The organism is Rhizorhabdus sp. GW822-FHT03C02, from assembly GCF_058801765.1.
Window position 1 is genome coordinate 81,967 of sequence record NZ_JBXANN010000005.1, and the last position, 21,981, is coordinate 103,947.

General features: G+C 67.2%; 19 protein-coding genes. 8 read left to right on the top strand and 11 right to left on the bottom strand.

Going from position 1 to position 21,981, the window contains the following annotated elements; translation table 11 throughout:
• Window positions 1-36: 36 nt before the first annotated feature.
• Window positions 37-1,155: an NADH:flavin oxidoreductase gene (locus AC1RM6_RS14685; RefSeq protein ID WP_493102434.1), complete on the bottom strand. Its 1,119-nt coding sequence runs from the start codon at window positions 1,153-1,155 to the stop codon at window positions 37-39.
• A gap of 101 nt (window positions 1,156-1,256) precedes the next feature.
• Here AC1RM6_RS14685 and AC1RM6_RS14690 point away from each other — a divergent pair, with 101 nt between their 5' ends.
• Window positions 1,257-1,631: a winged helix-turn-helix transcriptional regulator gene (locus AC1RM6_RS14690; protein ID WP_493102436.1), complete on the top strand. Its 375-nt coding sequence runs from the start codon at window positions 1,257-1,259 to the stop codon at window positions 1,629-1,631.
• A gap of 7 nt (window positions 1,632-1,638) precedes the next feature.
• On the opposite strand, the gene AC1RM6_RS14695 is transcribed toward AC1RM6_RS14690, so the two are convergent.
• On the bottom strand, window positions 1,639-2,538 hold the full coding sequence (locus tag AC1RM6_RS14695; protein ID WP_493102438.1) for a LysR family transcriptional regulator: 900 nt from the start codon (window positions 2,536-2,538) through the stop codon (window positions 1,639-1,641).
• Window positions 2,539-2,627: 89 nt separating this feature from the next.
• Here AC1RM6_RS14695 and AC1RM6_RS14700 point away from each other — a divergent pair, with 89 nt between their 5' ends.
• A complete protein-coding gene (locus tag AC1RM6_RS14700; RefSeq protein ID WP_493102440.1) occupies window positions 2,628-3,587 on the top strand; it encodes an alpha/beta fold hydrolase in 960 nt (319 codons plus the stop codon).
• A gap of 46 nt (window positions 3,588-3,633) precedes the next feature.
• On the opposite strand, the gene AC1RM6_RS14705 is transcribed toward AC1RM6_RS14700, so the two are convergent.
• The gene (locus AC1RM6_RS14705) at window positions 3,634-3,933 is read right to left on the bottom strand and encodes a PAAR domain-containing protein (RefSeq protein WP_493102442.1); all 300 of its coding nucleotides are present in this window, start codon (window positions 3,931-3,933) and stop codon (window positions 3,634-3,636) included.
• Between the two features lie 22 nt (window positions 3,934-3,955).
• Window positions 3,956-5,515 (bottom strand): phage baseplate assembly protein V, encoded by a 1,560-nt coding sequence (locus AC1RM6_RS14710; RefSeq protein WP_493102444.1) that lies wholly within the window; start codon window positions 5,513-5,515, stop codon window positions 3,956-3,958.
• A gap of 185 nt (window positions 5,516-5,700) precedes the next feature.
• On the opposite strand from AC1RM6_RS14710, the gene AC1RM6_RS14715 reads away from it, so the two are divergent.
• On the top strand, window positions 5,701-7,149 hold the full coding sequence (locus AC1RM6_RS14715) for a M20/M25/M40 family metallo-hydrolase (RefSeq protein ID WP_493102446.1): 1,449 nt from the start codon (window positions 5,701-5,703) through the stop codon (window positions 7,147-7,149).
• 82 nt (window positions 7,150-7,231) lie between these two features.
• Here the strand turns inward: AC1RM6_RS14715 and AC1RM6_RS14720 are convergent, their stop codons facing one another.
• Both AC1RM6_RS14720 and AC1RM6_RS14725 read right to left on the bottom strand, forming a co-directional pair.
• Complete coding sequence (locus tag AC1RM6_RS14720; protein WP_493102448.1) at window positions 7,232-8,017, bottom strand: EF-hand domain-containing protein; 786 nt, start codon at window positions 8,015-8,017, stop codon at window positions 7,232-7,234.
• A gap of 196 nt (window positions 8,018-8,213) precedes the next feature.
• Complete coding sequence (locus AC1RM6_RS14725; protein ID WP_493102450.1) at window positions 8,214-8,705, bottom strand: EF-hand domain-containing protein; 492 nt, start codon at window positions 8,703-8,705, stop codon at window positions 8,214-8,216.
• Window positions 8,706-8,822: 117 nt separating this feature from the next.
• On the opposite strand from AC1RM6_RS14725, the gene AC1RM6_RS14730 reads away from it, so the two are divergent.
• Window positions 8,823-10,043, top strand: a complete 1,221-nt coding sequence (locus AC1RM6_RS14730; RefSeq protein ID WP_493102452.1) for an argininosuccinate synthase — start codon at window positions 8,823-8,825, stop codon at window positions 10,041-10,043.
• Window positions 10,044-10,078: 35 nt separating this feature from the next.
• Here the strand turns inward: AC1RM6_RS14730 and AC1RM6_RS14735 are convergent, their stop codons facing one another.
• Together AC1RM6_RS14735 and AC1RM6_RS14740 are read right to left on the bottom strand one after the other, a co-directional pair.
• Window positions 10,079-11,665: a glycosyltransferase family 39 protein gene (locus AC1RM6_RS14735; protein ID WP_493102454.1), complete on the bottom strand. Its 1,587-nt coding sequence runs from the start codon at window positions 11,663-11,665 to the stop codon at window positions 10,079-10,081.
• Window positions 11,666-11,702: 37 nt separating this feature from the next.
• The gene (locus tag AC1RM6_RS14740; RefSeq protein ID WP_493102456.1) at window positions 11,703-12,836 is read right to left on the bottom strand and encodes a 2OG-Fe(II) oxygenase; all 1,134 of its coding nucleotides are present in this window, start codon (window positions 12,834-12,836) and stop codon (window positions 11,703-11,705) included.
• A 131-nt stretch (window positions 12,837-12,967) separates the two neighbouring features.
• On the opposite strand from AC1RM6_RS14740, the gene AC1RM6_RS14745 reads away from it, so the two are divergent.
• The 3 genes from AC1RM6_RS14745 to AC1RM6_RS14755 all read left to right on the top strand — a co-directional run bounded on the left by AC1RM6_RS14745 (window position 12,968) and on the right by AC1RM6_RS14755 (window position 17,977).
• Window positions 12,968-14,494 carry an NAD(P)/FAD-dependent oxidoreductase gene (locus tag AC1RM6_RS14745; protein ID WP_493102459.1) on the top strand — a complete coding sequence of 509 codons (1,527 nt, stop codon included), beginning with the start codon at window positions 12,968-12,970 and terminating at the stop codon, window positions 14,492-14,494.
• Window positions 14,494-16,305 (top strand): hypothetical protein, encoded by a 1,812-nt coding sequence (locus AC1RM6_RS14750; RefSeq protein WP_493102463.1) that lies wholly within the window; start codon window positions 14,494-14,496, stop codon window positions 16,303-16,305. The genes AC1RM6_RS14745 and AC1RM6_RS14750 overlap by 1 nt, the downstream gene beginning before the upstream one ends.
• Window positions 16,306-16,378: 73 nt before the next feature.
• Entirely contained in the window at window positions 16,379-17,977 is a 1,599-nt protein-coding gene (locus AC1RM6_RS14755; protein ID WP_493102468.1) for a hypothetical protein, read from the top strand.
• Here AC1RM6_RS14755 and AC1RM6_RS14760 read toward each other — a convergent pair.
• Genes AC1RM6_RS14760 through AC1RM6_RS14770 form a run of 3 tightly spaced genes read right to left on the bottom strand, consistent with a single transcriptional unit; the run spans window position 17,905 to window position 20,029 of the window.
• The gene (locus AC1RM6_RS14760) at window positions 17,905-18,639 is read right to left on the bottom strand and encodes a class I SAM-dependent methyltransferase (RefSeq protein WP_493102470.1); all 735 of its coding nucleotides are present in this window, start codon (window positions 18,637-18,639) and stop codon (window positions 17,905-17,907) included. The two genes, AC1RM6_RS14755 and AC1RM6_RS14760, sit on opposite strands and share 73 nt — an antisense overlap.
• A gap of 2 nt (window positions 18,640-18,641) precedes the next feature.
• Window positions 18,642-19,616 carry a glycosyltransferase family 2 protein gene (locus AC1RM6_RS14765; RefSeq protein ID WP_493102472.1) on the bottom strand — a complete coding sequence of 325 codons (975 nt, stop codon included), beginning with the start codon at window positions 19,614-19,616 and terminating at the stop codon, window positions 18,642-18,644.
• The gene (locus AC1RM6_RS14770) at window positions 19,613-20,029 is read right to left on the bottom strand and encodes a GtrA family protein (protein ID WP_493102474.1); all 417 of its coding nucleotides are present in this window, start codon (window positions 20,027-20,029) and stop codon (window positions 19,613-19,615) included. Before AC1RM6_RS14770 ends, AC1RM6_RS14765 begins: the two co-directional genes overlap by 4 nt.
• A gap of 149 nt (window positions 20,030-20,178) precedes the next feature.
• On the opposite strand from AC1RM6_RS14770, the gene AC1RM6_RS14775 reads away from it, so the two are divergent.
• A complete protein-coding gene (locus AC1RM6_RS14775) occupies window positions 20,179-21,978 on the top strand; it encodes an AcrB/AcrD/AcrF family protein (RefSeq protein ID WP_493102476.1) in 1,800 nt (599 codons plus the stop codon).
• Window positions 21,979-21,981 lie beyond the last annotated feature (3 nt).

Genomic DNA, 21,981 nt, shown 5'->3' on the forward strand with positions numbered 1-21,981 from the left:
GGTCGGTGGCGGCGTGCCCGCCACCGACCCGATCGATCAGACCAGTTCGGCCAGCGCCGATGCGTCGAAATTCTTCAGGCCGGCATGATCGTCCTGCCGGATCTTGGCGACCCATGACGGATCGCTGATCAGCGCGCGTCCGACCGCCACCAGGTCGAACTCGTCGCGTTCCATCCGCGCGATCAGGCGATCGAGCGGCGTGGCGGTCGAGCTTTCGCCGCCGAACGCGCCGAGGAAATCGCCCGACAGGCCGACCGAGCCGACGCTGATCGTCGGCGCGCCGGTGACCTTCTTCGCCCAGCCGGCGAAGTTGAGACCGTCCTCGCCGTCGATCTCGGGAAATTCGGGTTCCCAGAAGCGGCGCTGCGAGCAGTGCAATATGTCGATACCGGCCTCGACCAGCGGGCCCAGCCAGTCGGCCATCTGGGCCGGGGTTTCGGCCAGCCGCGCGGCATAGTCCTGCTGCTTCCACTGGCTCACGCGCAGGATGACCGGGAAGTCGGGGCCGACGGCTGCGCGGATCGCGCGCACCACCTCGGCGGCGAACCGCGCGCGCTCGGCGATGGTGGTGCCGCCGAACCGGTCGCTGCGCTCGTTGGTACCCGACCAGAAGAACTGGTCGATCAGATAGCCGTGGGCTCCGTGGATCTCGACGGTGTCGAACCCCAGCTGCTTCGCATCGGCGGCGGCGCGGGCGAATGCGGCGACGCTGTCGGCGATCGCCTCCTCGCTCATCGCCACCCCGCGCGGCTTGCCCGGGGCCAGCAGCCCCGAGGGGCTTTCGACCGGTGCATCCGGCGCCCAGTCCTTGAAGCTCTTCGTCGAACCGGTGTGCCAGATCTGCGGGCCCATGCGTCCGCCGGCGGCATGGACCGCATCGATCACTCGCTTCCAGCCATCGAGCGCCGCCGGGCCGTGAAAGAAGGGAATGCCCGGATCGTTGCGCGATGCGGGGCGGTCGACCACCGTTCCTTCGGACAGGATCAGGCCGACTTCGCCTTCGGCGCGCCGCCGATAATAATCGGCCTGTGGCCGGCCCGGCACGCCGGCCGGCGCGAAGGCGCGGGTCATCGGCGCCATGACGATACGATTTTTGAGCTTGAGCGATTTGATTTGGAAGGGACGGAACAGCGTGGCGGTGTCTTCGGAGGACATTCGTAAAGGCTCCATTGCGGCGAACCACCAGTAGGTATATTTTGTAGACCTGGTGTCAATGAGGCACTCCAAGGTCATCAGGTATATTCGAGGAAACCGTCATGAACCTGTGCGACCCGCAACATTTCGCATCGAACTGCCCGAGCCGGGTGCTGTTCGATCAGATCGCCGACAAATGGTCGATGATGGTCCTCACCGTGCTCGATGCCGGGCCGCTCCGCTTCAACGCGATCAAGCGGCAGCTCGAGGGCGTCACCCAGAAGGCGCTGACCCAGTGCCTGCGGCGGCTCGAGCGCAACGGGCTATTGTCGCGCCGGGTGATCCCGGCGTCCCCGGTGGCGGTCGAATATGAGATCACCCCGCTGGGGCGAACGCTGCAGGATCCGTTCAAGGCGCTCTACGCCTGGACGCTGGCCAATCTTCCCGCGGTGGAGGTGGCGCGCGACGCGTTCGACCGGCGCATGGCGGCGGCGTGACGGGCGATCATGAACGGTCCCAATAAGGCGGATCGCCGAAACTGCGTCGCAGGCTCTCGACCAGCGCCAGAACCTTCGCCGACGCGGTGCGGTCGCGCGGATAGACCACGCACAATTCGGCGCCTTCGGCTTGGCGGCCGATGTCGATCGCCACGAGTCGACCGTCGCGCAGCGGCTCGTCGACGAAGAAGCGGGGCAGCAGTCCGATCCCCAGCCCGGCGATCGCCGCGTCGCGGATCACCAGGCCGTTATTGACCCGCAGTACCGCGCGCGGTCGCGCCACGCTCCAGCCATGCTCGCCGGCGAAGCGCCAGTCGGCCTCACGGTTGGCGTAGAGGATGCCGCGATGCGCCTCGAGCTGCTCGAGGCAGGTCGGGGTGCCGTGTGCGGCCAGATAGGCGGGCGATGCGACCATCAGCCGCCTGATCGTCGCCAGCCGCTTGGCGACGAGTCGGGTGTCGGCGATCGTGCCGCTGCGGATCACCGCATCATAGCCGTCGGCGGCGGCATCGACGAAGCGGTCGTCGAGATCGAGGGTCAGGTCGATTTCGGGATGGTCGGCGAGGAAGCGGCTGATCGCCGTGCCGAGATGCAGCACCCCGAATCCGACCGGCGCCGATATCCGCAGCGGCCCGGCCAGCCGCCCGCGCCGGTCGTTGAGTTCGGTCGAAGCCTCGATCGTCTCGCGCAGGATCGTCCGCGCCCGCGGCAGGAAGGTCGTGCCATCCTCGGTCAGCGACAATTTGCGGGTCGATCGCTGGATCAGGCGAGTGCCGAGTTCGCGTTCGAGTTCGACCAGCCGTTCGCTCACCACCGATTTGGGTTTGCCGAGCAGCCGCGCGGCGCCGCTGATCGATCCGGCGTCGACGATCGCGAGAAAGGTGGCAAGGCCGTCGAGCTTGATCATCGTTCGGTTTTTCCGGAAACCAGATTCGAATTTCGCCGACTAGTGCGAACGATGCAAGTGGCGCATCTCCGCTGCCGGGGGAAGGCGCCATGTCGGCGCCGCTCCATCTGGGAGTGAAGCCGATGTTCCGATCGTTTCTTGCCGCCGCCGCGATCGCCCTTGCGGCACCGATCGTCTCCACGCCGGCCTCTGCCGAGGTTCCAGCCTTTCCCACGGCCTTCCAGGTGAAGGATATTGCGACCAACGGCACCACCCTCCATGTCCGCGTCGGCGGTTCGGGGCCGGCGGTCGTGCTGATCCATGGCTATGGCGAAACCGGCGACATGTGGGCACCGCTCGCCGCCGACCTGGCCCGCGACCACAGCGTGATCGTTCCCGATCTGCGCGGCATGGGCCTCTCCGCCCGGCCGGCCGGTGGCTATGACAAGAAGACCCAGGGCCAGGATATCGCCGGCCTGCTCGATGCGCTCAAGGTCGGCAAGGTCGACGTCGTCGGCCACGATATCGGCAATATGGTCGCCTATGCGTTCGTCGCCCAGCACCGCGACCGGGTGACGAAGCTGGTGCTGATGGACGCGCCGCTGCCCGGCGTCGGCCCCTGGGAGGAGATCCTCAAAAATCCGCTGCTGTGGCATTTCCGCTTCGGTGGGCCCGACATGGAGCGGCTCGTCGCCGGCCGCGAGCGCATCTATCTCGATCGCTTCTGGAACGAATTCTCGGCCGATCCGAAGAATTTCGACGAGGCGTCGCGCCAGCATTATGCCGCGCTCTATGCCCGCCCCGGGGCGATGCACGCGGGCTTCGCTCAGTTCGCGGCGTTCGATCAGGACGCGATCGACGATCATGCCTTTCTCGCGCAGGGCAAGCTGGCAATGCCGGTGCTGGCGCTCGGCGGCGAAAAATCCTTCGGCACGACGATGGCCACGGTTGCCGGTTTCGCGGCGACCGATGTCACCGGCGGCGTCATCCAGGGCGCGGGTCACTGGCTGATGGAAGAGCAGCCGGTCGCGACGGTGAAGGCGGTGCGGACGTTCCTCGACCGCAGATAAGGCCTCGATCGGCGGCGCCGGCGACGATGATCGCCGGCGCCGCCGATCACCCTCCGATCATCACCGTCGGCAGGCCCAATGCGATGCTGCCGCCATGCGCGGTGGCATCGCCCATCCGCGCGGCCGGCCTGCCACCGATCATCACCGTCGAGGATCCGGCGGCGATCGTGTCGGGCGGCCCTATGCAGACGCACATATCGCCCAGCACCGCGGCCGGCAGCTTGCCGACCAGCACGGTTGGGCAGCCCGGCCCGGCGATCGGCCCGCCGACATGGGGGATCGGCGGTACGCCGGGGGTGGTCATCGGGCAGACATGCATGTCGGTCAGTCGTGCGGCTAGCGGCATCGGCCCGTTCCTTTCGTCACGATCAATTGATCATCACCATGGCGCCCTGCACGGTCGTCTCGCCCGATGCGGTCAGTTTCGCTTCGGCATTGCCGTGCGCCGAAAATCGAATCCGGGCATCGGCGTCGATGTTCAGGCCGGCGATCTTCACGCCTTGTGCGCCGCTGAGCGACAATGTCCCGTTCGCGGCGATCATGAGGTCGTCGACCGCGCCGATCCGTAGCGCGTTCGCGCTATCGATGGTGATTCCGTCCTTGCCCATGACGATGCGATGGCCGTTCGCGTCGGCCAGCAGGATCGTTCCCGCATCATCGTCGATGCGCAGGCGCTGCCCGCCCGGGGTCGCGATCTCGATCGCCTTCGCATCGTCGAACAGGTCGATCCGCAACTGCGATCGCGTGACGACCGTCTTGCGGTCGTTGTTTGCTCCGGGCGCGACCGGCGGCGGATTGGCCCGGCCGTACAGGCTCCCGAGCAGGACCGGCTGCTGCGGATCGTCATCGAGAAAGCCGACCAGCACCTCGTCGCCGATCTCGGGCAGGAAGAGCGCGCCGCTGCCGTGCGACGCGTGGAAGCTGCTCGAACGTGCCCATAGGCGGGCTCCGTCCGCCTCCAGCGCGGGCAGGCTGACCTCGATCCGGCCGGTGTCCTCGGGATCGTCGTTCCGCGTCACTACGCCGACCAGCAGATTTGCCGTGCAACCGCCCGTGGTCGTCCGATCGACGGCCACCGCCGACGGGCTAGGCGGCATGCCGAAACGGACGGTCGTCATCCAGTTGCCGTCGGCGATCTGATGATCGACACCCGCGACATAGACATCGCCGTCGAAGCGTTTGCCAACCCCGGCGAGCCTCACCACCATGCCGGGACGTGCCAGGGCACTGCCCTGGAAACGGATTTCTCCCCGGACCCGGGCCAGCGGATCGGTGTCGCCGCCGTCCCAATCGGCGCGGAAACCGAAGATCGTCTCGCCCTGCGTGAGCGCCAGCGCCGGCACCTGGTCGCGATCGGGAACGGCGACCGTCACCGTGCCGCCGGCGGCGATCACCACCATCGCATTGTCGCGGGCATGCGCCAGCATCAGATCCCAGTCGGAGGCGCGATATCGGATCGTCGCCGACCGGATCGTGGCGGTGGGCGTCACCCTTGCCTTGAGCCCGTTCGCGCCGATCAGCCGCTCCATCAGCTCGCTGTCGCGCATGGCGCCGAACAGCCTGTCGCGCGCGCTGGACAGCATCGCGGTTGCGCGGTCGATCACGTCGACGATCAGCCGCGCGCCGCCCTCTTCGATGTCGAGCCCTTGCCGGCGGACGATGCCGCTGAACACCGGCCTGGTCTGATCACCATAGCCGATCGCGATCTCGATCGTCGCCCCCGGGGCCAGCGCGTCGCTTTCGCTGACCGGATAGCCCCGCTCGGCATCGCCGTCGGCGATCACCAGCCGCGCCGACGGCAGCTCGTTGATATTCGAGTGGATGTCGACCGCGATCATCCGCCATCCAGTGTCGATCGGGGTGCCGTTGCTCAGGATGGTCAACCCGACGAGGCCATCCATAGCGGGGGTCGGTAGCGTCGAGGCCATGAACGGATTGTCCTTCTGCGATCGGGATGCGCTTACGTCGAGGCTAAGGCCCTTTTCCGGCGGTGGGAATGTGCGAAGCCCGCGAATTGCCGCCACCCGGATCGGCTATATCCGGCGCCGGGGCTTTCCATCGCCGCCATCCCATGCTCATCTCCACGTCTCGGAACATGGGCGGAGGTCGGGGCATGAAATGGACGGGCGGCTGGGCGATCGGACTTGCGGTGCTGGCACAGCCATTGGCGCCGATCGCGGCGGCGCAGGCGCAAAACCAGGCGTCTGCCTCGCCGGCGCTTCGTCCCGACCAGCTCGCCTTCCGCGCCCTTTATCAGGAGTTGGTCGAAACCGACACCAGCGCCACCAGCGGCAGCTGCACCGCGCTTGCCGACAAGGTCGCGGGGCATCTGCGCCAGGCGGGCTATGACGACGGCGCGATCACCCTCTTCTCGGTTCCCGAATATCCCAAGGAAGGCGGCCTCGTCGTCGTCCTGCCGGGCAGTTCGAAGACCGCCAAGCCGATGCTGCTGCTCGGCCATCTCGACGTCGTCACCGCCAAGCGCGCCGACTGGGTGCGCGACCCGTACAGGATGGTCGAGGAAGGCGGCTATTTCTACGGCCGCGGCGCCGCCGACATGAAGGCGATGGACGCGATCTGGATCGACGCGATGATGCGGTTCAAGACGTCGGGCTACAAGCCGAAGCGGACGATCAAGCTCGCGCTGACCTGCGGCGAGGAAGGGGGCTCACCGTTCAACGGCGCGCAGTGGCTGGCCAGGAACCGGCCCGACCTGATCGCGGCGCAGTTCGCGCTCAACGAGGGTGGCGGTGGCCGTTCCGACGGCCATGGCAAGCTGCTCACCGCGAATATCCATGTCGGCGAGAAGTCCGCGCAGAATTACCGGCTCGAGACGACCAATCCCGGTGGCCACAGCTCGGCGCCGGTGCGCGACAATGCGATCTATGAACTTGCCGATGCGCTGGTGAAGGTCCGCGACCTCGAATTTCCGGTCCAGCTCAGCCCGACTACCCGCGCCTATTTCGCCAAGGCCGGCGCCGCCCGCGGCGACGAGATCGGCCAGGCCATGGTCGCGATATCGAAGGATCCGGCCGACAAGGCGGCCGAGGCGATACTCAACCGCGACAAGGGCTTCCATTCGATGCTGCGCACCACCTGCGTCGCAACGCTGCTCGACGGCGGCCATGCCAACAACGCGCTGCCGCAGCGCGCCGGCGCCAATGTCAATTGCCGGATATTCCCCGGCGACAGCGTCGAAGGCACCCGCGCCGCCCTGGCCGCGGCGATCGGCGATCCGAAGGTCGTGGTGAAGGCCGAGCAGGAGCGCGGGCCGCTGGCGGTGCCGCCGCCGCTCGATCCGCGGATCATCGGTCCCGCCGAAAGGCTCGTCGCCAAATATTATCCGGGGGTGCCGCTGGTTCCGGTGATGTCGACCGGCGCCACCGACGGCATCTTCCTCGAGGCGATCGGCATCCCCTCCTACGGCCCGCCGGGCATGTTCAGCGATCCCGACGGCAACGGCACCCACGGCCTCAACGAACGTGCTTCGGTACGGGCGGTCTATACCGGCCGCGACCTGCTGACCGAACTAGTGAAGAGCTACGCCGACACGCCATGGTGATCGCCACGTTCGACTGAAACGAAAAGGGCGCCGACGAACGGCTCGTCGGCGCCCTCGATCGGCATGAGGTTACGACATCATATCACCGGTCGCCGCCGCGACCCCCGCGACGATCGTCATGGTCGCGGTCGCCCCGGTTCATCCCGCGCACCACCGAACGGAAGGCATCGCGCTCGGCATCGCTGATCGTGCCGTCCTTGTTGGTGTCGAGCAGGTCGAAGCGCGCCAGCGGACCGGCCGAGGCCTCGGCGAGAGTCAGCTTGCCGTCATGATTGGTATCGGCGCGATCGAACCAGCGGTCGCCGAAACCCAGACCCTCTTCGATGCCGGGTCCGCGCATCGGGCCGGGGCCGTCATGACGCCAGCCCATGCGATGGCCGTCGGGGCCGCCATGACCGAATTTGCCGGGTCCACCGGGACCTTCGTGCCCTGGCCCGTCCCTGCCCGGCCCATCCCTGCCGGGCCCACCCTCGGGGCCGCCCGGCGGAGGCGGCGGCATGTCGGGGCCACCCTCGGGGTGCGGCGGCGGGGCGGTGAATTCCTGCTTCGACAGCGACCCGTTCTTGTCCTTGTCGAGCATCGCGAAGATCTCGGCGCGGCGCGCGACGCGCTTCGCCTCGAACTCGGCCTTCATCTTCTCGCGCATCTTGTCGCGCGCGGCGTCGAGTTCGGCCTTGGTGACCACGCCGTCATTGTTGGTGTCGGCCGCCTTGAAATGCTGGGCGATCATCGCCTGCAGCTCGGCGCGGGTCTTGGGAACCGGCGGGCCGGGCGGGGCCGCAGGCGGCGCCGGCTGGGCGATCGCGATCGCCGCCGCCAGCGTCGTCGCCAGCCCGGCACCGCCGATCATCAGATATTTGCGATTCATGTCGGATCCTCTCGAAACACCACGAAAAACTTGGGCGAAACAGGCGGACGGGCCGGCGACACAGGGGAACGCGCCGTCCCGTCCTGTCGATCGCTCTACAACGTGATTCATGTTTGCGTAGTTCGACGCTGCATTCATGTTTCGGCGTTGAAATATCGCCGTGGGATATCCGGTGAAGATCGTCTCCCGGACCGTTCTACATCCCCAGCGACTGCTGCAGCAGCAATATCTCGCCCTTGGCCTGCTGCATTTCGGCCTGGCTCAGCTTGCCGTCGTGATTGCGGTCGGCGGCGTCGAAGCGTTGGCGCGCGGCGGCCTGGACCTCGGACAGCTGGATCAGACCGTCATGGTTGCGGTCGACATGTTCGAACAGCATGTCGAGCCCGCCCGCCGATCCGAAGGCGCGCTGATCGATCGTGAAGCGCGGCCGGCCATCGGCACCGGTTTCGACCCCGAACATCGGGACATTGGCCTGGCCGCGCGCCTTCTGGCCGACGATCCCCAGCGCTTCGGCGGCCTCGATCCGGTCGATCGCGCCGTCATGGTTGGTGTCGACGGTCGGGAAACGCTGCGCGATCATCTGGTCGAGGCCCGCGCGCGAATTCGGAATCGTGCCAGCCGATTGCGCCCAGACCGGCGACGCGATCGCCGCGATGGTCCAGACCGCCAACGCCATACGCCTACTCATGTTCGTCATATCCCGCTCTTAGGAGTGTCTCGCCCTCAGCTCATGCTTGAACAGTGGAACGCTGCATGGCAAGGCGCGCCGCGCCCGCTGGCGGTGGGTCACTCTTGGAGATCTCGAATGTCGAATGACGTGAAGCGTGTCGTGCTGGCCTATTCGGGTGGTCTCGACACCAGCGTGATCCTCAAATGGCTGAAGGAGACCTATCAGTGCGAGGTCGTCACCTTCACCGCCGACCTCGGCCAGGGCGAGGAACTCGAGCCCGCCCGCGCCAAGGCGAAGCTGATGGGCATCAAGGACGAGCATATCTTCATCGACGATCTCCGCGAGGAGTTCGTGAAGGATTATGTGATGCCGATGATGCGCGCCAACGCGCTCTATGAAGGGCTCTATCTGCTCGGAACCTCGATCGCCCGGCCGCTGATCGCCAAGCGCCAGATCGAGATCGCCAAGATGGTCGGTGCCGATGCGGTGAGCCATGGTGCGACCGGCAAGGGTAACGACCAGGTCCGCTTCGAACTCGGCTATTATGCGCTCGCGCCCGATATCAAGGTGATCGCGCCGTGGCGCGAATGGGACCTGACCAGCCGCACCCGGCTGATCGAATATGCCGAACAGCATCAGATCCCGGTGCCCAAGGACAAGCGCGGCGAGTCGCCCTTCTCGACCGACGCCAATCTTCTCCACACCTCGTCCGAGGGCAAGGTGCTCGAAAATCCGTGGGACGAGGTCCCCGACTATGTCTATTCGCGCACCAACAATCCCGAGGATGCGCCCGACGCCCCCCAGTTCATCACGATCGATTTCGAGCGCGGCGATGCGGTCGCGATCGACGGCGAGGCGCTGTCGCCGGCATCGCTGCTCGCCAAGCTCAACGAGCTGGGCAAGACCCATGGCATCGGCCGGCTCGACCTGGTCGAGAATCGCTATGTCGGCATGAAGTCGCGCGGCATGTACGAGACCCCGGGCGGCACCATCTATCATCTCGCGCATCGCGGGATCGAGCAGATCACCCTCGACCGCGGCGCCGCGCATCTCAAGGACGAGCTGGCGCCGCGCTATGCCGAGCTGATCTACAACGGTTTCTGGTTCAGCCCCGAGCGCGAGATGCTGCAGGCGGCGATCGACCATAGCCAGGAGAAGGTCACCGGCACCGTCCGGCTCAAGCTCTACAAGGGTGGGGTCTATGTCGTCGGCCGCAAGTCGCCCTACACGCTCTATTCGGAAAAGGTCGTCACCTTCGAGGACGACGCCGGCGCCTATGACCAGCGCGACGCGGCGGGCTTCATCAAGCTCAACGCGCTGCGCCTGCGCCTGCTGGGGCGTCGCGACGGGCGCTAAGCTCCGATCCTGGCTCCGGCGAAAGCCGGAGCCGTCTATCTCTTCGGTGCGGGTGCTGTCGGTTCGATCCGCCGCAACCCCACCACGTCCGCCGGCCACTGGAAGAACTGCCCGATCTTGGTCCGTCCGGCTGCGGTGAGTTCCTCGACGAAGACGTCGCCCTTGTCATAGGCCCAGGGGCCGCCGCGCACGAGCCAGATCGTCGGCACCGCGCGCGTCCTGGGCTCGGTCGCGATCGCGCGCAGATGGGCGCGGTCGAGCGAGGGCACCCCGCGCGATCCGCTGACATACCAGCTGCCCGGCGGCGGATCGAGCGTCGGCACGTCGGTCGGGATCGCCCGGATCGGCATTTCGAGCCCGAGGTCGAGCAGCGCCCGACCGAGCGGCAGTGCGCTTTCATTGGGATAGGTGAAGATCTGGTCGCCGGGCCGGAAGCGCGGCGCGATCCAGCGGGCGACCTTGTGCCAGTCCTCCATCGGCTTGCCCTGGCGCGCGCCGATATCGATCGCCGCCTGGTGCCCGACCATCCACAGCAGCGCGGCGAGCATCGGCCAGCGCACCAGCCTGCCGAGGCCGGGCCCGCCGAATCCGCCGGCGCCGACCGCCATCAGCACCAGCCCGGGGCCGGCGAGCGCGGTCATCGTCCGCACGATGAACACGGGTGCGACCGTCGCCGACAGGATCAGCGACACCGTCACCGGCACCAGCATGAGCAGCAGCAGCGCGATCGCGATCCGCGGCGTCCGGCGCAGCGCGGCGACGCCGCCAATCAGCAGCAGCGCCGCGGCGATCCGCAGTTCGTCGGTCGGCCCGGCATAGATCACGGTCACCCGCCGCCACAGATTGGCGGTCTGGAATTTGAGCCAGGTCGAACTGATCCAGGTCGGCGCCTGGTCGAGCAGGATCATCAGCGCCGGCGTCCAGACCAGCAGCACGATCAGATGCCCGCCGACCAGCCACAGCCAGTCGGCACGGGTCATGCCCCGGCGGATCACCAGCACCAGCAACGCCAGCCCCATCGCGAAGGCGTAGAGCGGCCCCATATTGTGGAGCCACAGCATCAGCGCGCTCGTCGCCAGATAGGCCGCGAAGGCCCGGCCCGCGAGCGGCTGCCCCGCCGTGCTGCGCGCCGCGATCCGCAGCAGCGCCCAGCAGGCGCAGCCATAAGTCAGGATCATCACCGGATAGGGCCGCACCTCGCGGCTCATCTCGACGAGGATCGGCGACACCGCCGCCAGCGCGACCGCGGCGACCGCGATCGGCAGCGCGCGCGGGGCCAGCCCCGCTGCCCGCGCCGCCATATGCGCCGCCGCGCCGATCACCGGCAGCGCGGCGATCCCGCACGCCAGGCCCAGCGCGCGATGTCCCACCAGTCCGTCGCCGGCGATCAGCGTCCAGCCGCGCAACAGCGAATAATAGAAAGGCGGGTGGGTCTCGTAGCGCGGCACCGCCTCCCACAGGAACGCCCAGCCCTTCGATGCGGCATAGGCGCTATAGGCCTCGTCGAGCCACATCGGTTCCTGGCCGATCCCCCATCCGCGCAGGCCGATCCCGACCGTGGCGATCAGCAGTGCGAGCAGCAGCCAGCCATGACGGGGGGTGAGAAGCGAAGCGACGTTCATCGGCCGCGCTTAGGGCAAGCCGGCCTGTGTCACAATGTCATGCCCCGGCCTCCTCCTGCGCCGGCCGGTCGGCGAGCCCCGCGCGATAGCCCTTCAGCTCGGGGGCGACATGCGCGAGATTGCGTTCGCGCAGCTGCGCGGCGGCGTCATCGTAAAAAAAGGGCAGGAAGGCATAGCGCTGTCCGCGCGTTACCGGCGTCGCCTCGTGGAGCAGCGAACAGGAAAACACCACCGCGCCGCCGGTCGGCGCCCGGTAGAGGCGGCTGCCATATTCGGGAAAGTGCAGGTCGCCGCCATCATAGTCGCCGGCGTTGAGGTTGATCGTGCAGGCGAACCGGCGGTGGGCGGTGCCCTTGGTGGTGTTGTCGCGGTGCGGCCGGAAATGGCCGCCACCATCCTCGCCGTCATAGCAGGCCACAAGCCAGCGTTCGATGCGGGTTACATCGAACTGGAAGGCGCGTGCGATCAAAGGTTTGAGGCGGTCGCGCAGGCGTATGCGCAAGGCATCGATCAGTGCCTCGTCCGTTATCATATGATCTGCGCGGCGCTTATGATCATGGTCGACCTTGAGGACGGTCATTCCGGCCTCCTCACGCATGAAGCCCGAGTCTTCGCCGCCCTTTTCGCGATACAGCGCAATCAGCCGTGCGCATAATTCGGGTTCGAGGATGCGCGGTGCGACGAGCACCGGTGCCGGCAATTCCTCGGCGCCGGTTTCGATCAGCGTGGCCAGCCGGCGCAGCATCGCCGCGCCTTCGCTGATCGGCGCGGCTGCGAGCACCCGAAGTGCCGGATCGAGCAGCAGCCAATGCTGACGATAGGGGCGCGTGCCTTCCCTTGGCTCGCCGAGGGCGCCGTACCGGCGCGAAACCGCGCCGTCATGATCGAGAAACCACCGTACCCCCGGTAGCAGCTGGGCAATGTGGCCCTCCGCCGCATCTTTCGGATCGACGCTGACGCCGAAGAAGCAAGCGCGTCGATCGTCGAACAGCGCCCGGTGGAGCGCCAGTTGCGCGAGCGCGGCAGGGCCTTCGGGCGTCGCCGCGCTGCCAAGGAACAGCATCAGGATCGGCCGCCCGGCCGCTGACGAGAAGGCATAGTTCGGATTGCCGCCCAAGGCGGCTGCGTGAAACCAGGGCGCCGGCTCGCCCGGCTGAAGGACATGGGTCATGTACCGGGTTTAGCGTCGGTTCCGACAAGAGCCTAGTTCGTCAGCGGGCCGAACCGGCGCGCGTTAACCATGAATTAGCGGCTGGTGCGGCAAATGCGGACCCTGAACAGGAACCGCAGGGATTCGGAAATATGGCGCGGCCGCAGCAGCATGTCGACGTGGCGATCATCGGGGCGGGCCCGGCCGGACTCACCACCGCTTATATGCTCGGCAAACAGGGTCGTTCGGTGATCCTGGTCGAAAAGGACCCGGTCCAGGTCGGCGGGATCAGCCGCACTGTCGAACATGACGGTTTTCGCTTCGATATCGGCGGGCACCGCTTCTTCTCGAAATCGCGCGAGGTCGTCGCCTTGTGGGACGAGCTGCTGCCGGACGATTTCATCGAGCGGCCGCGGATGAGCCGGATCTTCTACCAGGGCAAATTTTACAGCTATCCGCTGCGCGCGTTCGAGGCGCTGTGGAATCTCGGCCTGTGGGAATCGACCCGCTGCATGCTCTCCTATTTCCGCTGGAAGGCGTTTCCCCACAAGGATGTGCGCAGCTTCGACCAATGGGTCACCAACCAGTTCGGGTCGCGGCTGTTCGGCATTTTCTTCAAGACCTACACCGAAAAGGTCTGGGGCATGCCGTGCGAGGACATGTCGGCCGATTGGGCCGCGCAACGGATCAAGGGACTGAGCCTGGGCGGCGCGGTCCTCGACGGGATCAGGCGCTCGCTGGGCCTCAACAAGAAGCCCAATGACGGCATGGGCGCCAAGACCCTGCTCGAGACCTTCCGCTATCCGCGCAAGGGCCCGGGCATGATGTGGGACGCCGCGCGCGACCGCATCGTCGAACAGGGTGGCAGCTTCCTGATGGGCCACAAGCTGCTGCAGGCGAATTTCGACGACAATGCCGGCATCTGGCGGGTGTCGGTCACCGGCGAGGATGGCCGGATCACCGTGCTGACCGCAAATCATCTGGTGAGTTCGGCGCCGATGCGCGAACTCACCGCGCGGCTCCATCCGCTGCCCGCGACGATGCCGCAGGCGATGGCGCTCGGCTATCGCGACTTCCTGACGGTGGCGCTGATGATCCGGTCGGAGGATCTGTTTCCCGACAACTGGATCTACATCCATGATTCGAAGGTGAAGGTCGGTCGCATCCAGAATTTCCGGAGCTGGTCGCCCGAAATGGTGCCCGACGACAGCCTGGCCTGTGTCGGCCTCGAATATTTCTGCTTCGAAGGCGATGGCCTGTGGAATGCCGGGGACGACAAGCTCGTCGCGCTGGCCACCCGCGAGCTGGCCACGCTCGGTCTGTGCGACCCCGCCCAGGTCGTCGGCGGCACCGTCGTCCGGCAGGAGAAGGCCTATCCGGTCTATGACGAGACCTATGCCGCCAATGTCGATGCGATCCGCCAGGAGCTCGAGGCGCGCTACCCGACGCTGCATTTCGTCGGCCGCAACGGCATGCATCGCTACAACAACCAGGACCATGCGATGATGACCGCGATGCTGACCGCGAAGAACATCGTCGCCGGCCACCGTCGGCATGACGTCTGGTCGGTCAACGAAGACGCCGAATATCATGAGGCCGGCGAGGAAGGCGACGACCAGGGGGTCGCCGCGGCGCTGCGCTCCGAGCGGCTGGTGCCGACCCGGCTGAAGGCCGCCTGATGGACTCGATCCAGGGCGAGCGCTGGCAGGGTCCGGACTGGACCCATCCCCTTCCCCGCCGGCTGGTGCTGGCGGTGCTCGGCCCCTGGCTGGCCGCCTGCGCGATGATGCTCTGGTTCTCGGCCGGCCATATCCACGGCCTGCGGATGTGGGACACCGACGATTATATGCGCCTCCAGCAGGTGCGCGACTGGCTGGGCGGGCAGAGCTGGTTCAACGTCGACCAATATCGGCTCGACCCGCCACATGGTTTCCACATGCACTGGTCGCGGCTCGTCGACCTGCCGCTGGCCGGGTTGATCCTGCTGCTGCGTCCGTTCGTCGGCGCCGCGCTCGCCGAGACCGCGGCATCGGTCGTCGTCCCGCTGGTCACCCTTGGCCTGATCATGGCGATGGTCGCGCGGGTCACCCGCCGGGTGGCCGGCGAAATGGCGGCCATGCTGGCGCCGCTGCTCGTCGCGTGCAGCCCGCTGATCCTGTTCCATACCCTGCCGCTCAGGATCGACCATCATGGCTGGCAGGCGGCGATGGCGATGGCGACCCTCGCCGCGCTGCTCGACCGGCGCCGGCTGCGCAGCGGCCTGTTCGCCGGGCTGTTCGCGGCGATCTGGGTCTCGATCTCGCTCGAAGCGCTGCCGCTGCTGGCGGCGATGTTCGGGCTGCTGATCGTCCGCTTCCTGATCGATCCGCGCCATGCCGAGCGGCTTCACGGCTTCGCCGTCGCGCTCGGCTTCTGCTGCGTCGCGCTGTTCGCGTCGACCCATGCGATGGCGCGCTGGGGCGAGCCCGACTGCGACGCGATGTCGGTCGGCTATCTCGGGCTGCTCGGCGGGGTCGCGATCGCCGCGATCGTCGCCACCGGCCCGCTGGTCGGCCGTAACCGGCTGGTCCATGCCGCGATCATCGCCTTCGGCACCGCCGCCGGCCTCGTGCTGTTCGTCCACAGCGCGCCGGCCTGCCTCGCCGGGCCGTTCGGTGCGCTCGATCCGGTCACCCGCCAATATTGGTATATGAACGTGCTCGAAGGCCGCCCGGTCTGGGAGCAGGAGGCCGGCATGCGCGGCATGCTGCTGCTGTCGCCGCTGCTCGGCCTCGCCGGCGCCGGCTTCGGCTGGCATCGCGCGCGGGGCCATGATCCGCGTGCCGCGGCCAACTGGATGACGATGATCCTGCTCGGCGGCGCGGCGATGGCGGTGTCGTTGATGGTCCAGCGCGCCGGCACGGTGGCGCATGGCTTCGCCCTGCCGGGGATCGCGTCGCTGCTCGCGCTGATTCTGGATCGGGTCTCGCGCTCGCCGCGCATGGCGTTTCGCGTCGTCGGATCGGCGGCGGCGATCCTGGGGATGACCCCGGTCGCGGCGGCGGCGGTCGCCGGCATGCTCGCCCCCGCCGAACCCGCGGCGTCGGCAAAGGCGCCGAAGCCGAAACCCGCATGCCCCGGCGGCTGCGACCGCTATGGCGCGCTCGACCGGCTGCCGGCATCCTATATCTTCGCACCGATCGACATCGGTCCGGACCTGATCGTCCATACGCCGCACAGTTTTCCGGCGGCGGGCTATCACCGCAATCCTGCGGCGCTTCGCCGTACGATCGAGACCTTCCTCGGATCGGCCGACGATGCCCACCGGGTGATCGACCAGGTCGACGCCGCCTATGTGCTGATCGATCCCGACGCCGCCGAGGCTGCGACCTACCGCAAGGCGGCGCCGCACGGCTTCATGGCGCAGCTTCTCGCCGACAAGGCGCCGGGCTGGCTCGAACCGGTGCCGCTGCCGGGCAGCACCCTCAGGCTCTGGCGCAAGCGCAGCTGAATCGCAGCGCCCGGTCACGAAGGCTGATCGCGGCGCTTGCAGCGCGGGGCGCGGCGAAATAAGGCGGGATTCGATGTTCCGATCCGCGCCGCACCAGACGCCACCCGAAGGCTGGTGGACCAGCCCGTGGTATGTCGCGGCGCTGACCCTTGCCTGTATCATCCCGCTGATCCGGCCCGAGATCCCGCCGCTGGTCGACCTGCTCGGCCATATGGGCCGCTATGCGGTCGAATTGGCCCCGGGGGACTCGCCGCTGCGCGAGCGCTTCTTCGATTTCAAATGGGCGCTGATGGGCAATCTCGGGGTCGATCTGCTGATCATCCCGATGGCGAAGATCTTCGGGATCGAACTCGGCGTGAAGCTGATCGTGATGGCGGTCCCTGCCCTCACCCTGCTCGGGCTGCTGCTGGTCGCACGCGAGGTCCATGGACGGCTGCCCGCCACCGCGGGTTTCGTCGCGCCCTTCGCCTATTGCTGGCCGTTCCAGTGGGGCTTCATCAACTATGTCTTCGCGATGGCGCTGGTGCTCAACGCCTTCGCGCTGTGGCTCTATCTGGCACGGATCGATCGCATCCGCCTGCGCGCGATAATGTTCGTGCCGATCGGGGTGGTCATCTGGGTCGCCCACGGCTTCGCCTGGGGGGTGCTCGGACTGCTCGTGTTCGCCGCCGAGATCATCCGGATGCGCGACCAGGGGCGCAGCGTCGTCCAGTCGCTTTTCTACGGCGGCCTGCACTGCCTGCCGGTCGCGCCGCCGCTGCTGCTCAACTTCGCCTGGCGCAGCGGCGCGGTCGCCGGCGAGACCACCGACTGGTTCAACTGGGTCGCCAAATATGTCTATCTGGTCTCGTCGCTGCGCAACCATTGGATGAATTTCGACATCGGGCTGGTGTCGGCGCTGATCGTGATGATCCTGTTCGGGATGATCGGGCTGGGCTTCCGCATCCGCCGCATGCTCGGCGTCGCGACCCTGATCCTGATCATCACCTATATCGTGATGCCGCGGATCGTCATCGGATCGGCCTATGCCGACATGCGGCTCGCGCCCTATCTGGTCGCGATCGGGGTGATCGCGGTGGTGCCGCGCTTCACCAACCGCGTCGCGCTCAACGCGGTCGCGGCCCTGGCGCTGATCGTCTTCGGCTATCGGCTCTATCTGTCGACGGTCCGCTTCGATGCCTTCGCCACCCACCAGGAGGCGCAGCTTCAGGCGCTCGACCATGTCGCACGCGGATCGCGGCTGTTCGTGCTGGTCGACCTGCCCTGCCTCGGCATGTGGGAATCGCCGCGCATGGAGCATCTCGGCGCAATCGCGATCGAGCGGCGCGAGGCCTTCGTCAACGGCCAGTGGACGATGCCCGGCGCGCAGCTGCTCAGCATCAAGTACAAGGCCGCCAAGGGCTATTCGGAGGATCCGACCCAGGTGATGCGGCCGCGCCGCTGCCGCGCCCGTACCGCGCGCAGCATCGAAAGCTCGATCGCGCTCTTCCCGCGCCAGGCGTTCGACTATCTCTGGCTGATTGACGCGACCCGCGACCATTGGCCGGCCAACGACCCGTCGCTCAAGCTGGTCTGGAACGGCGGCGAGCGCGGCGCGCTCTACCGGATCGTCGGTTCCGCGACCATGGCCATGGATACCCCGATCGGCACCGGAACCGTCGCCACCCAGTGACGCTCGGCGCCGAAGATCGCGGTCAGGATCGCGTTCACCGGCTTCGAGGGCATCGCATCGTCGCCGCCTTCGCGCCCGGTCAGCTTGCCGAGCGCGCGCACCGCGATCACCACCGGCAGCAGCAGGCTGTTGAAATGGCTGACATGCTTCGGGGTCAGCCCGGACTCGCGGAACACCCGGGTCAGCGTCGCCCTGGTGTAGCGGCGCTGGTGGTGATGGGCGACGTCGTGCGCGCTCCACAGCGACGGCATCGCCGGCACCGTCACCAGGATGCGGCCGCCGGGCGCCAGCTTGTCGCGGAGCGCCGACAGCGCGGGGACATCCTCGGGAATATGTTCGAGCACGTCGAACAGCACGATCAGGTCGTAATAGCCGTCCTCGAGCGGAACCCCGTGCGGCAGATAGCCGCCCTTGATCGTCAGCCCGCTGCGCCGTTCGGCGAGCGCGCGCGCGCCGTCATCGGGTTCGATCGCGTCGACGACGCCGTAATTCTGCAGCAGCGACAGGTTCGATCCGGTGCCGCAGCCGACCTCGAGGATCTTCAGCGGGCCGGGCTTCGGGCGGAAGGTCTCGATCAGCCGGGCGATGATCCGGCGGCGGGCCTTGAACCACCAATGATCGGCATCGATCTCGGCCATGCGGTCATAGACGGCGCGGTCCATCTTCAGTCGTCCTTCCCGTCGGGCGCGGTGCAGCCGATCCGTTCGCGCACGATATAGATCGGCCGGTGCTTGGTCTCGACCAAGATGCGGCCGACATATTCACCGAGCACCCCCAGCGACAGCAGCTGCACCCCGCCCATGAACAGGATTGCCACCATCAGCGAGGGATAACCCGCGACATCGGCCCCGAACACGATCGTCCGCACCGCCAGATAAAGCGCGTAGACCAGCGCGAGGAACGCGATCACCGCGCCCATATAGCTCCACACGCGCAACGGCAGCGTCGAGGCCGAGGTGATGCCGTCGATCGCCAGCGTCCACAGCTTCCAATAGTTGAACTTGGTCTCGCCGATCGCGCGTTCGGCGCGGTCATATTCGACGGCAGTCTGGCGGAAGCCCGACCAGGCGAACAACCCCTTCATGAAGCGGTTGCGCTCGGGCATCCGCTTGATCACCTCGACCACCCGCCGGTCGAGCAATCGGAAATCGCCGGCATGTTCGGGGATCTTGTCCATCGAGAGCCAGTTGTGCGCGCGATAATAAAGGTCCGCGGTCAGCCTTTTGGGCAGGCTGTCGGTCATCCGGTTGCGGCGCACGCCATAGACGACCTCATGGCCTTCGCGCCATTTGGCGATCATCTCGCCGATCACCTCGGGCGGATCCTGCATGTCGACATCGATCGGCACCACCGTCAGCCCGGTGACATTGTCGAGGCCCGCCGACAGCGCCGCCTCCTTGCCGAAATTGCGCGACAGCGACAGCGCCTTGACCCGCGGGTCGGCCTGGTTGGCGAGCATGATCGCCGCCAGCGTCGCATCGCTGCTGCCGTCGTCAACGAACAAGATCTCCCAGTCGGGCGACGAGCCGTCGGGTTCGTGCAGTCCCTTGAGGATCGGTGCGACCCGCGCGAGGAACGGCCCGATCGCCGCCTCCTCGTCCTTCACCGGCACGATGAGGGAGATCAGCGGATGCGTCATTCGAAAACCCATTGGCGATTGAGCCAGAAGATCAGCAGCGGCGTCACGAACAGCGCGAACGGATAAGGCGACCAGGTCGGCAGCGCGAAATGCTTGACCAGCAGCCAGACCCAGAAGCTGTTGAGCGCGAAGCTGATCAGCGAGACGATGAAGAAGCGGGTCGTCTGGCGCCACAGATTGTCGCGGCTGCCATGCCCTTTGAAGCTCCACTGGCTGTGGATGATGTAGGCGACCGTCGCCGCGCCCAGGAAGCCCACCGTCCAGGCGAGATTGGGATCGAGGTGCAGCGTCTTCACCCCGACATGGTAGATGCCGATATTGACGAGGCTCGCGAGCAGGCCGCTGATGCCATAGCGGAACAGCTGGCCCAGCAGCGCCAGGCGCTCGGCATTCAATAGTTGGGAACTGCGCATGTGGATTGCGCTCTTTTCACAAAAGCGTCCGCGCCTCAAGCGGCGCGACGTCGAACGGCGGACTTCGATCACGCTTGTCCGACCGATCCGCTTGCCCGCGCCGTCCGATCGTCCTAGCCCACGACGCAGGCAAAGCGACGGGGCACCGGGTGGAAGACAGGGTAATTGCGTTCCTCGAACGACATTGGCGTCGCGCCTATTGGCTGCTGCTCGCCGGGTCCGTCATCTATTTCCTGTCCTATAAATGGGGTGCGATCCGCTGGCTCGCGCTGTCGGACACCGACGACAATCTGCGCCTCGCCCAGGTTCAGGCCTGGCTCCACGGCCAGGGCTGGTATGATCTGCGCCAGTATAAGCTCGATCCGCCGGCGGGCGCGAGCATCCACTGGTCGCGGATCGTCGACCTGCCGATCGCGGCCTTGCTGCTGATCGGCGAGCCGCTGTTCGGCGCCTATAAGGGTCAGCAGATCGCGACCGCGATCGCGCCGATGCTCGCCTTCGCCGCGACGCTCTGGGCGATGATCGTCGCGGTCCGCCGGCTGGTCGCGCCGCTGGCCTATGTGCTCGCCTTCGCGCTGCTGCTGTGCGCGCAGACCGCGCTGTTCATGTGGATGCCGCTGCGGATCGACCATCATGGCTGGCAGCTGGCGATGCTGATGCTCGCGGTCACCGGGCTGACCGACCCCGAACAGCGCCGTGGCGGGATCCTCGTCGCATTGGCGACCGCGGTCTCGCTCGGCATCGGGCTCGAACTGTTGCCGTCGATGGCGATGGCGGGCGCGGCGGTGGTGCTGCGCTGGGTGTGGGAGCGCGAGCAGGTCGACCGGCTGCGCGCCTATGCGGTCGCGCTCGGCGGCGGCTGCGCGCTGATCTTCGCGGGATTCGCCTCCAACGACAATCGTGCGCTGATCTGCGATGCCTTCACCCCGGTCTATCTCTCGTCGATGCTCGGGGTCGCCGCGCTGCTGTTCCTGATCGCGCTGGTTCCGGCCGAGCGGCGGCTCGCGCGCTTCGCGCTCGCGCTCGGCGCGGGGGGGATCGTCGCGGCCGGCTTCGCGGGCCTCTTCCCGCAATGCCTCGGCCGCCCCGAACATATCTCGCCCGAGCTCGACAAGCTCTGGTTCCGCAACATCCGCGAGGTGAAGCCGCTCTACACCAAGCCATGGCGCGACGCGCTCGACATCGCGGCGTTGCCGGTGGTCGGGGTGATCGGCGCGATCTATGCGACCTGGCGTGCGCGGCGCACCCCGCTCGGCGCGCCCTGGGGCACGATCGCACTGCTCGGGCTCTTCTCGACCGCGATGATGCTGTGGCAGTCGCGCTATGCCCCGCAGGCGCAGATGCTGGCGGTGCTCGGCGCGACCGCGGTCGGCTGGCCGCTGATGAGCGCGCTGATGAACGCCCGCAACAGCCTGCTGCGCATCGCCGGCCCGACCCTCGCTTTCCTGCTCGTCTCGGGACTCGCGGTCGAGTTCGCGACCGAGATGGTGCCCAAGCCGGCGAAGCCCGCCGCGAAGGGCAATCCCAATGTCGAACCGACCAACAAGGTCGAACTCGCCAACCGGCGCTGTCCGACCCTGCCCGCGCTCAGCGCGCTGCGCGACCTGCCCACGGCGACGATCCTGACCCATGTCGATCTCGGCCCGCGTCTGATCGCGATGACCAAACACAGCGCGATCGCCGGGCCCTATCACCGCAACGGCGCCGCGATCCTCGACATCCACCGCGCCTTCCGGGCGACCTCGCCCGAGGTCGCGCATGAGGTGATGCGCCGCCACCATGCGACGCTGCTGCTGGTCTGTCCGGGCATGTCCGAGACCACGCTCTATGCCGCGCAGGATCCGCTGGGCTTCTATGTCCAGCTGCGTGGCGGCAAGGTGCCGGCCTGGCTGGCGCCGGTCGATCTGCCGAAGAATTCGCCTTATAAATTGTGGCGGCTGGTGGGGTGACCT

Excerpts from the sequence above, each read along its gene's own strand:
- AC1RM6_RS14685 (WP_493102434.1), bottom strand. The coding sequence starts at position 1,155 with ATGTCCTCCGAAGACACCGCCACGCTGTTCCGTCCCTTCCAAATCAAA.
- AC1RM6_RS14690 (WP_493102436.1), top strand. The coding sequence starts at position 1,257 with ATGAACCTGTGCGACCCGCAACATTTCGCATCGAACTGCCCGAGCCGG.
- AC1RM6_RS14695 (WP_493102438.1), bottom strand. The coding sequence starts at position 2,538 with ATGATCAAGCTCGACGGCCTTGCCACCTTTCTCGCGATCGTCGACGCC.
- AC1RM6_RS14700 (WP_493102440.1), top strand. The coding sequence starts at position 2,628 with ATGTCGGCGCCGCTCCATCTGGGAGTGAAGCCGATGTTCCGATCGTTT.
- AC1RM6_RS14705 (WP_493102442.1), bottom strand. The coding sequence starts at position 3,933 with ATGCCGCTAGCCGCACGACTGACCGACATGCATGTCTGCCCGATGACC.
- AC1RM6_RS14710 (WP_493102444.1), bottom strand. The coding sequence starts at position 5,515 with ATGGCCTCGACGCTACCGACCCCCGCTATGGATGGCCTCGTCGGGTTG.
- AC1RM6_RS14715 (WP_493102446.1), top strand. The coding sequence starts at position 5,701 with ATGAAATGGACGGGCGGCTGGGCGATCGGACTTGCGGTGCTGGCACAG.
- AC1RM6_RS14720 (WP_493102448.1), bottom strand. The coding sequence starts at position 8,017 with ATGAATCGCAAATATCTGATGATCGGCGGTGCCGGGCTGGCGACGACG.
- AC1RM6_RS14725 (WP_493102450.1), bottom strand. The coding sequence starts at position 8,705 with ATGAGTAGGCGTATGGCGTTGGCGGTCTGGACCATCGCGGCGATCGCG.
- AC1RM6_RS14730 (WP_493102452.1), top strand. The coding sequence starts at position 8,823 with ATGTCGAATGACGTGAAGCGTGTCGTGCTGGCCTATTCGGGTGGTCTC.
- AC1RM6_RS14735 (WP_493102454.1), bottom strand. The coding sequence starts at position 11,665 with ATGAACGTCGCTTCGCTTCTCACCCCCCGTCATGGCTGGCTGCTGCTC.
- AC1RM6_RS14740 (WP_493102456.1), bottom strand. The coding sequence starts at position 12,836 with ATGACCCATGTCCTTCAGCCGGGCGAGCCGGCGCCCTGGTTTCACGCA.
- AC1RM6_RS14745 (WP_493102459.1), top strand. The coding sequence starts at position 12,968 with ATGGCGCGGCCGCAGCAGCATGTCGACGTGGCGATCATCGGGGCGGGC.
- AC1RM6_RS14750 (WP_493102463.1), top strand. The coding sequence starts at position 14,494 with ATGGACTCGATCCAGGGCGAGCGCTGGCAGGGTCCGGACTGGACCCAT.
- AC1RM6_RS14755 (WP_493102468.1), top strand. The coding sequence starts at position 16,379 with ATGTTCCGATCCGCGCCGCACCAGACGCCACCCGAAGGCTGGTGGACC.
- AC1RM6_RS14760 (WP_493102470.1), bottom strand. The coding sequence starts at position 18,639 with ATGGACCGCGCCGTCTATGACCGCATGGCCGAGATCGATGCCGATCAT.
- AC1RM6_RS14765 (WP_493102472.1), bottom strand. The coding sequence starts at position 19,616 with ATGACGCATCCGCTGATCTCCCTCATCGTGCCGGTGAAGGACGAGGAG.
- AC1RM6_RS14770 (WP_493102474.1), bottom strand. The coding sequence starts at position 20,029 with ATGCGCAGTTCCCAACTATTGAATGCCGAGCGCCTGGCGCTGCTGGGC.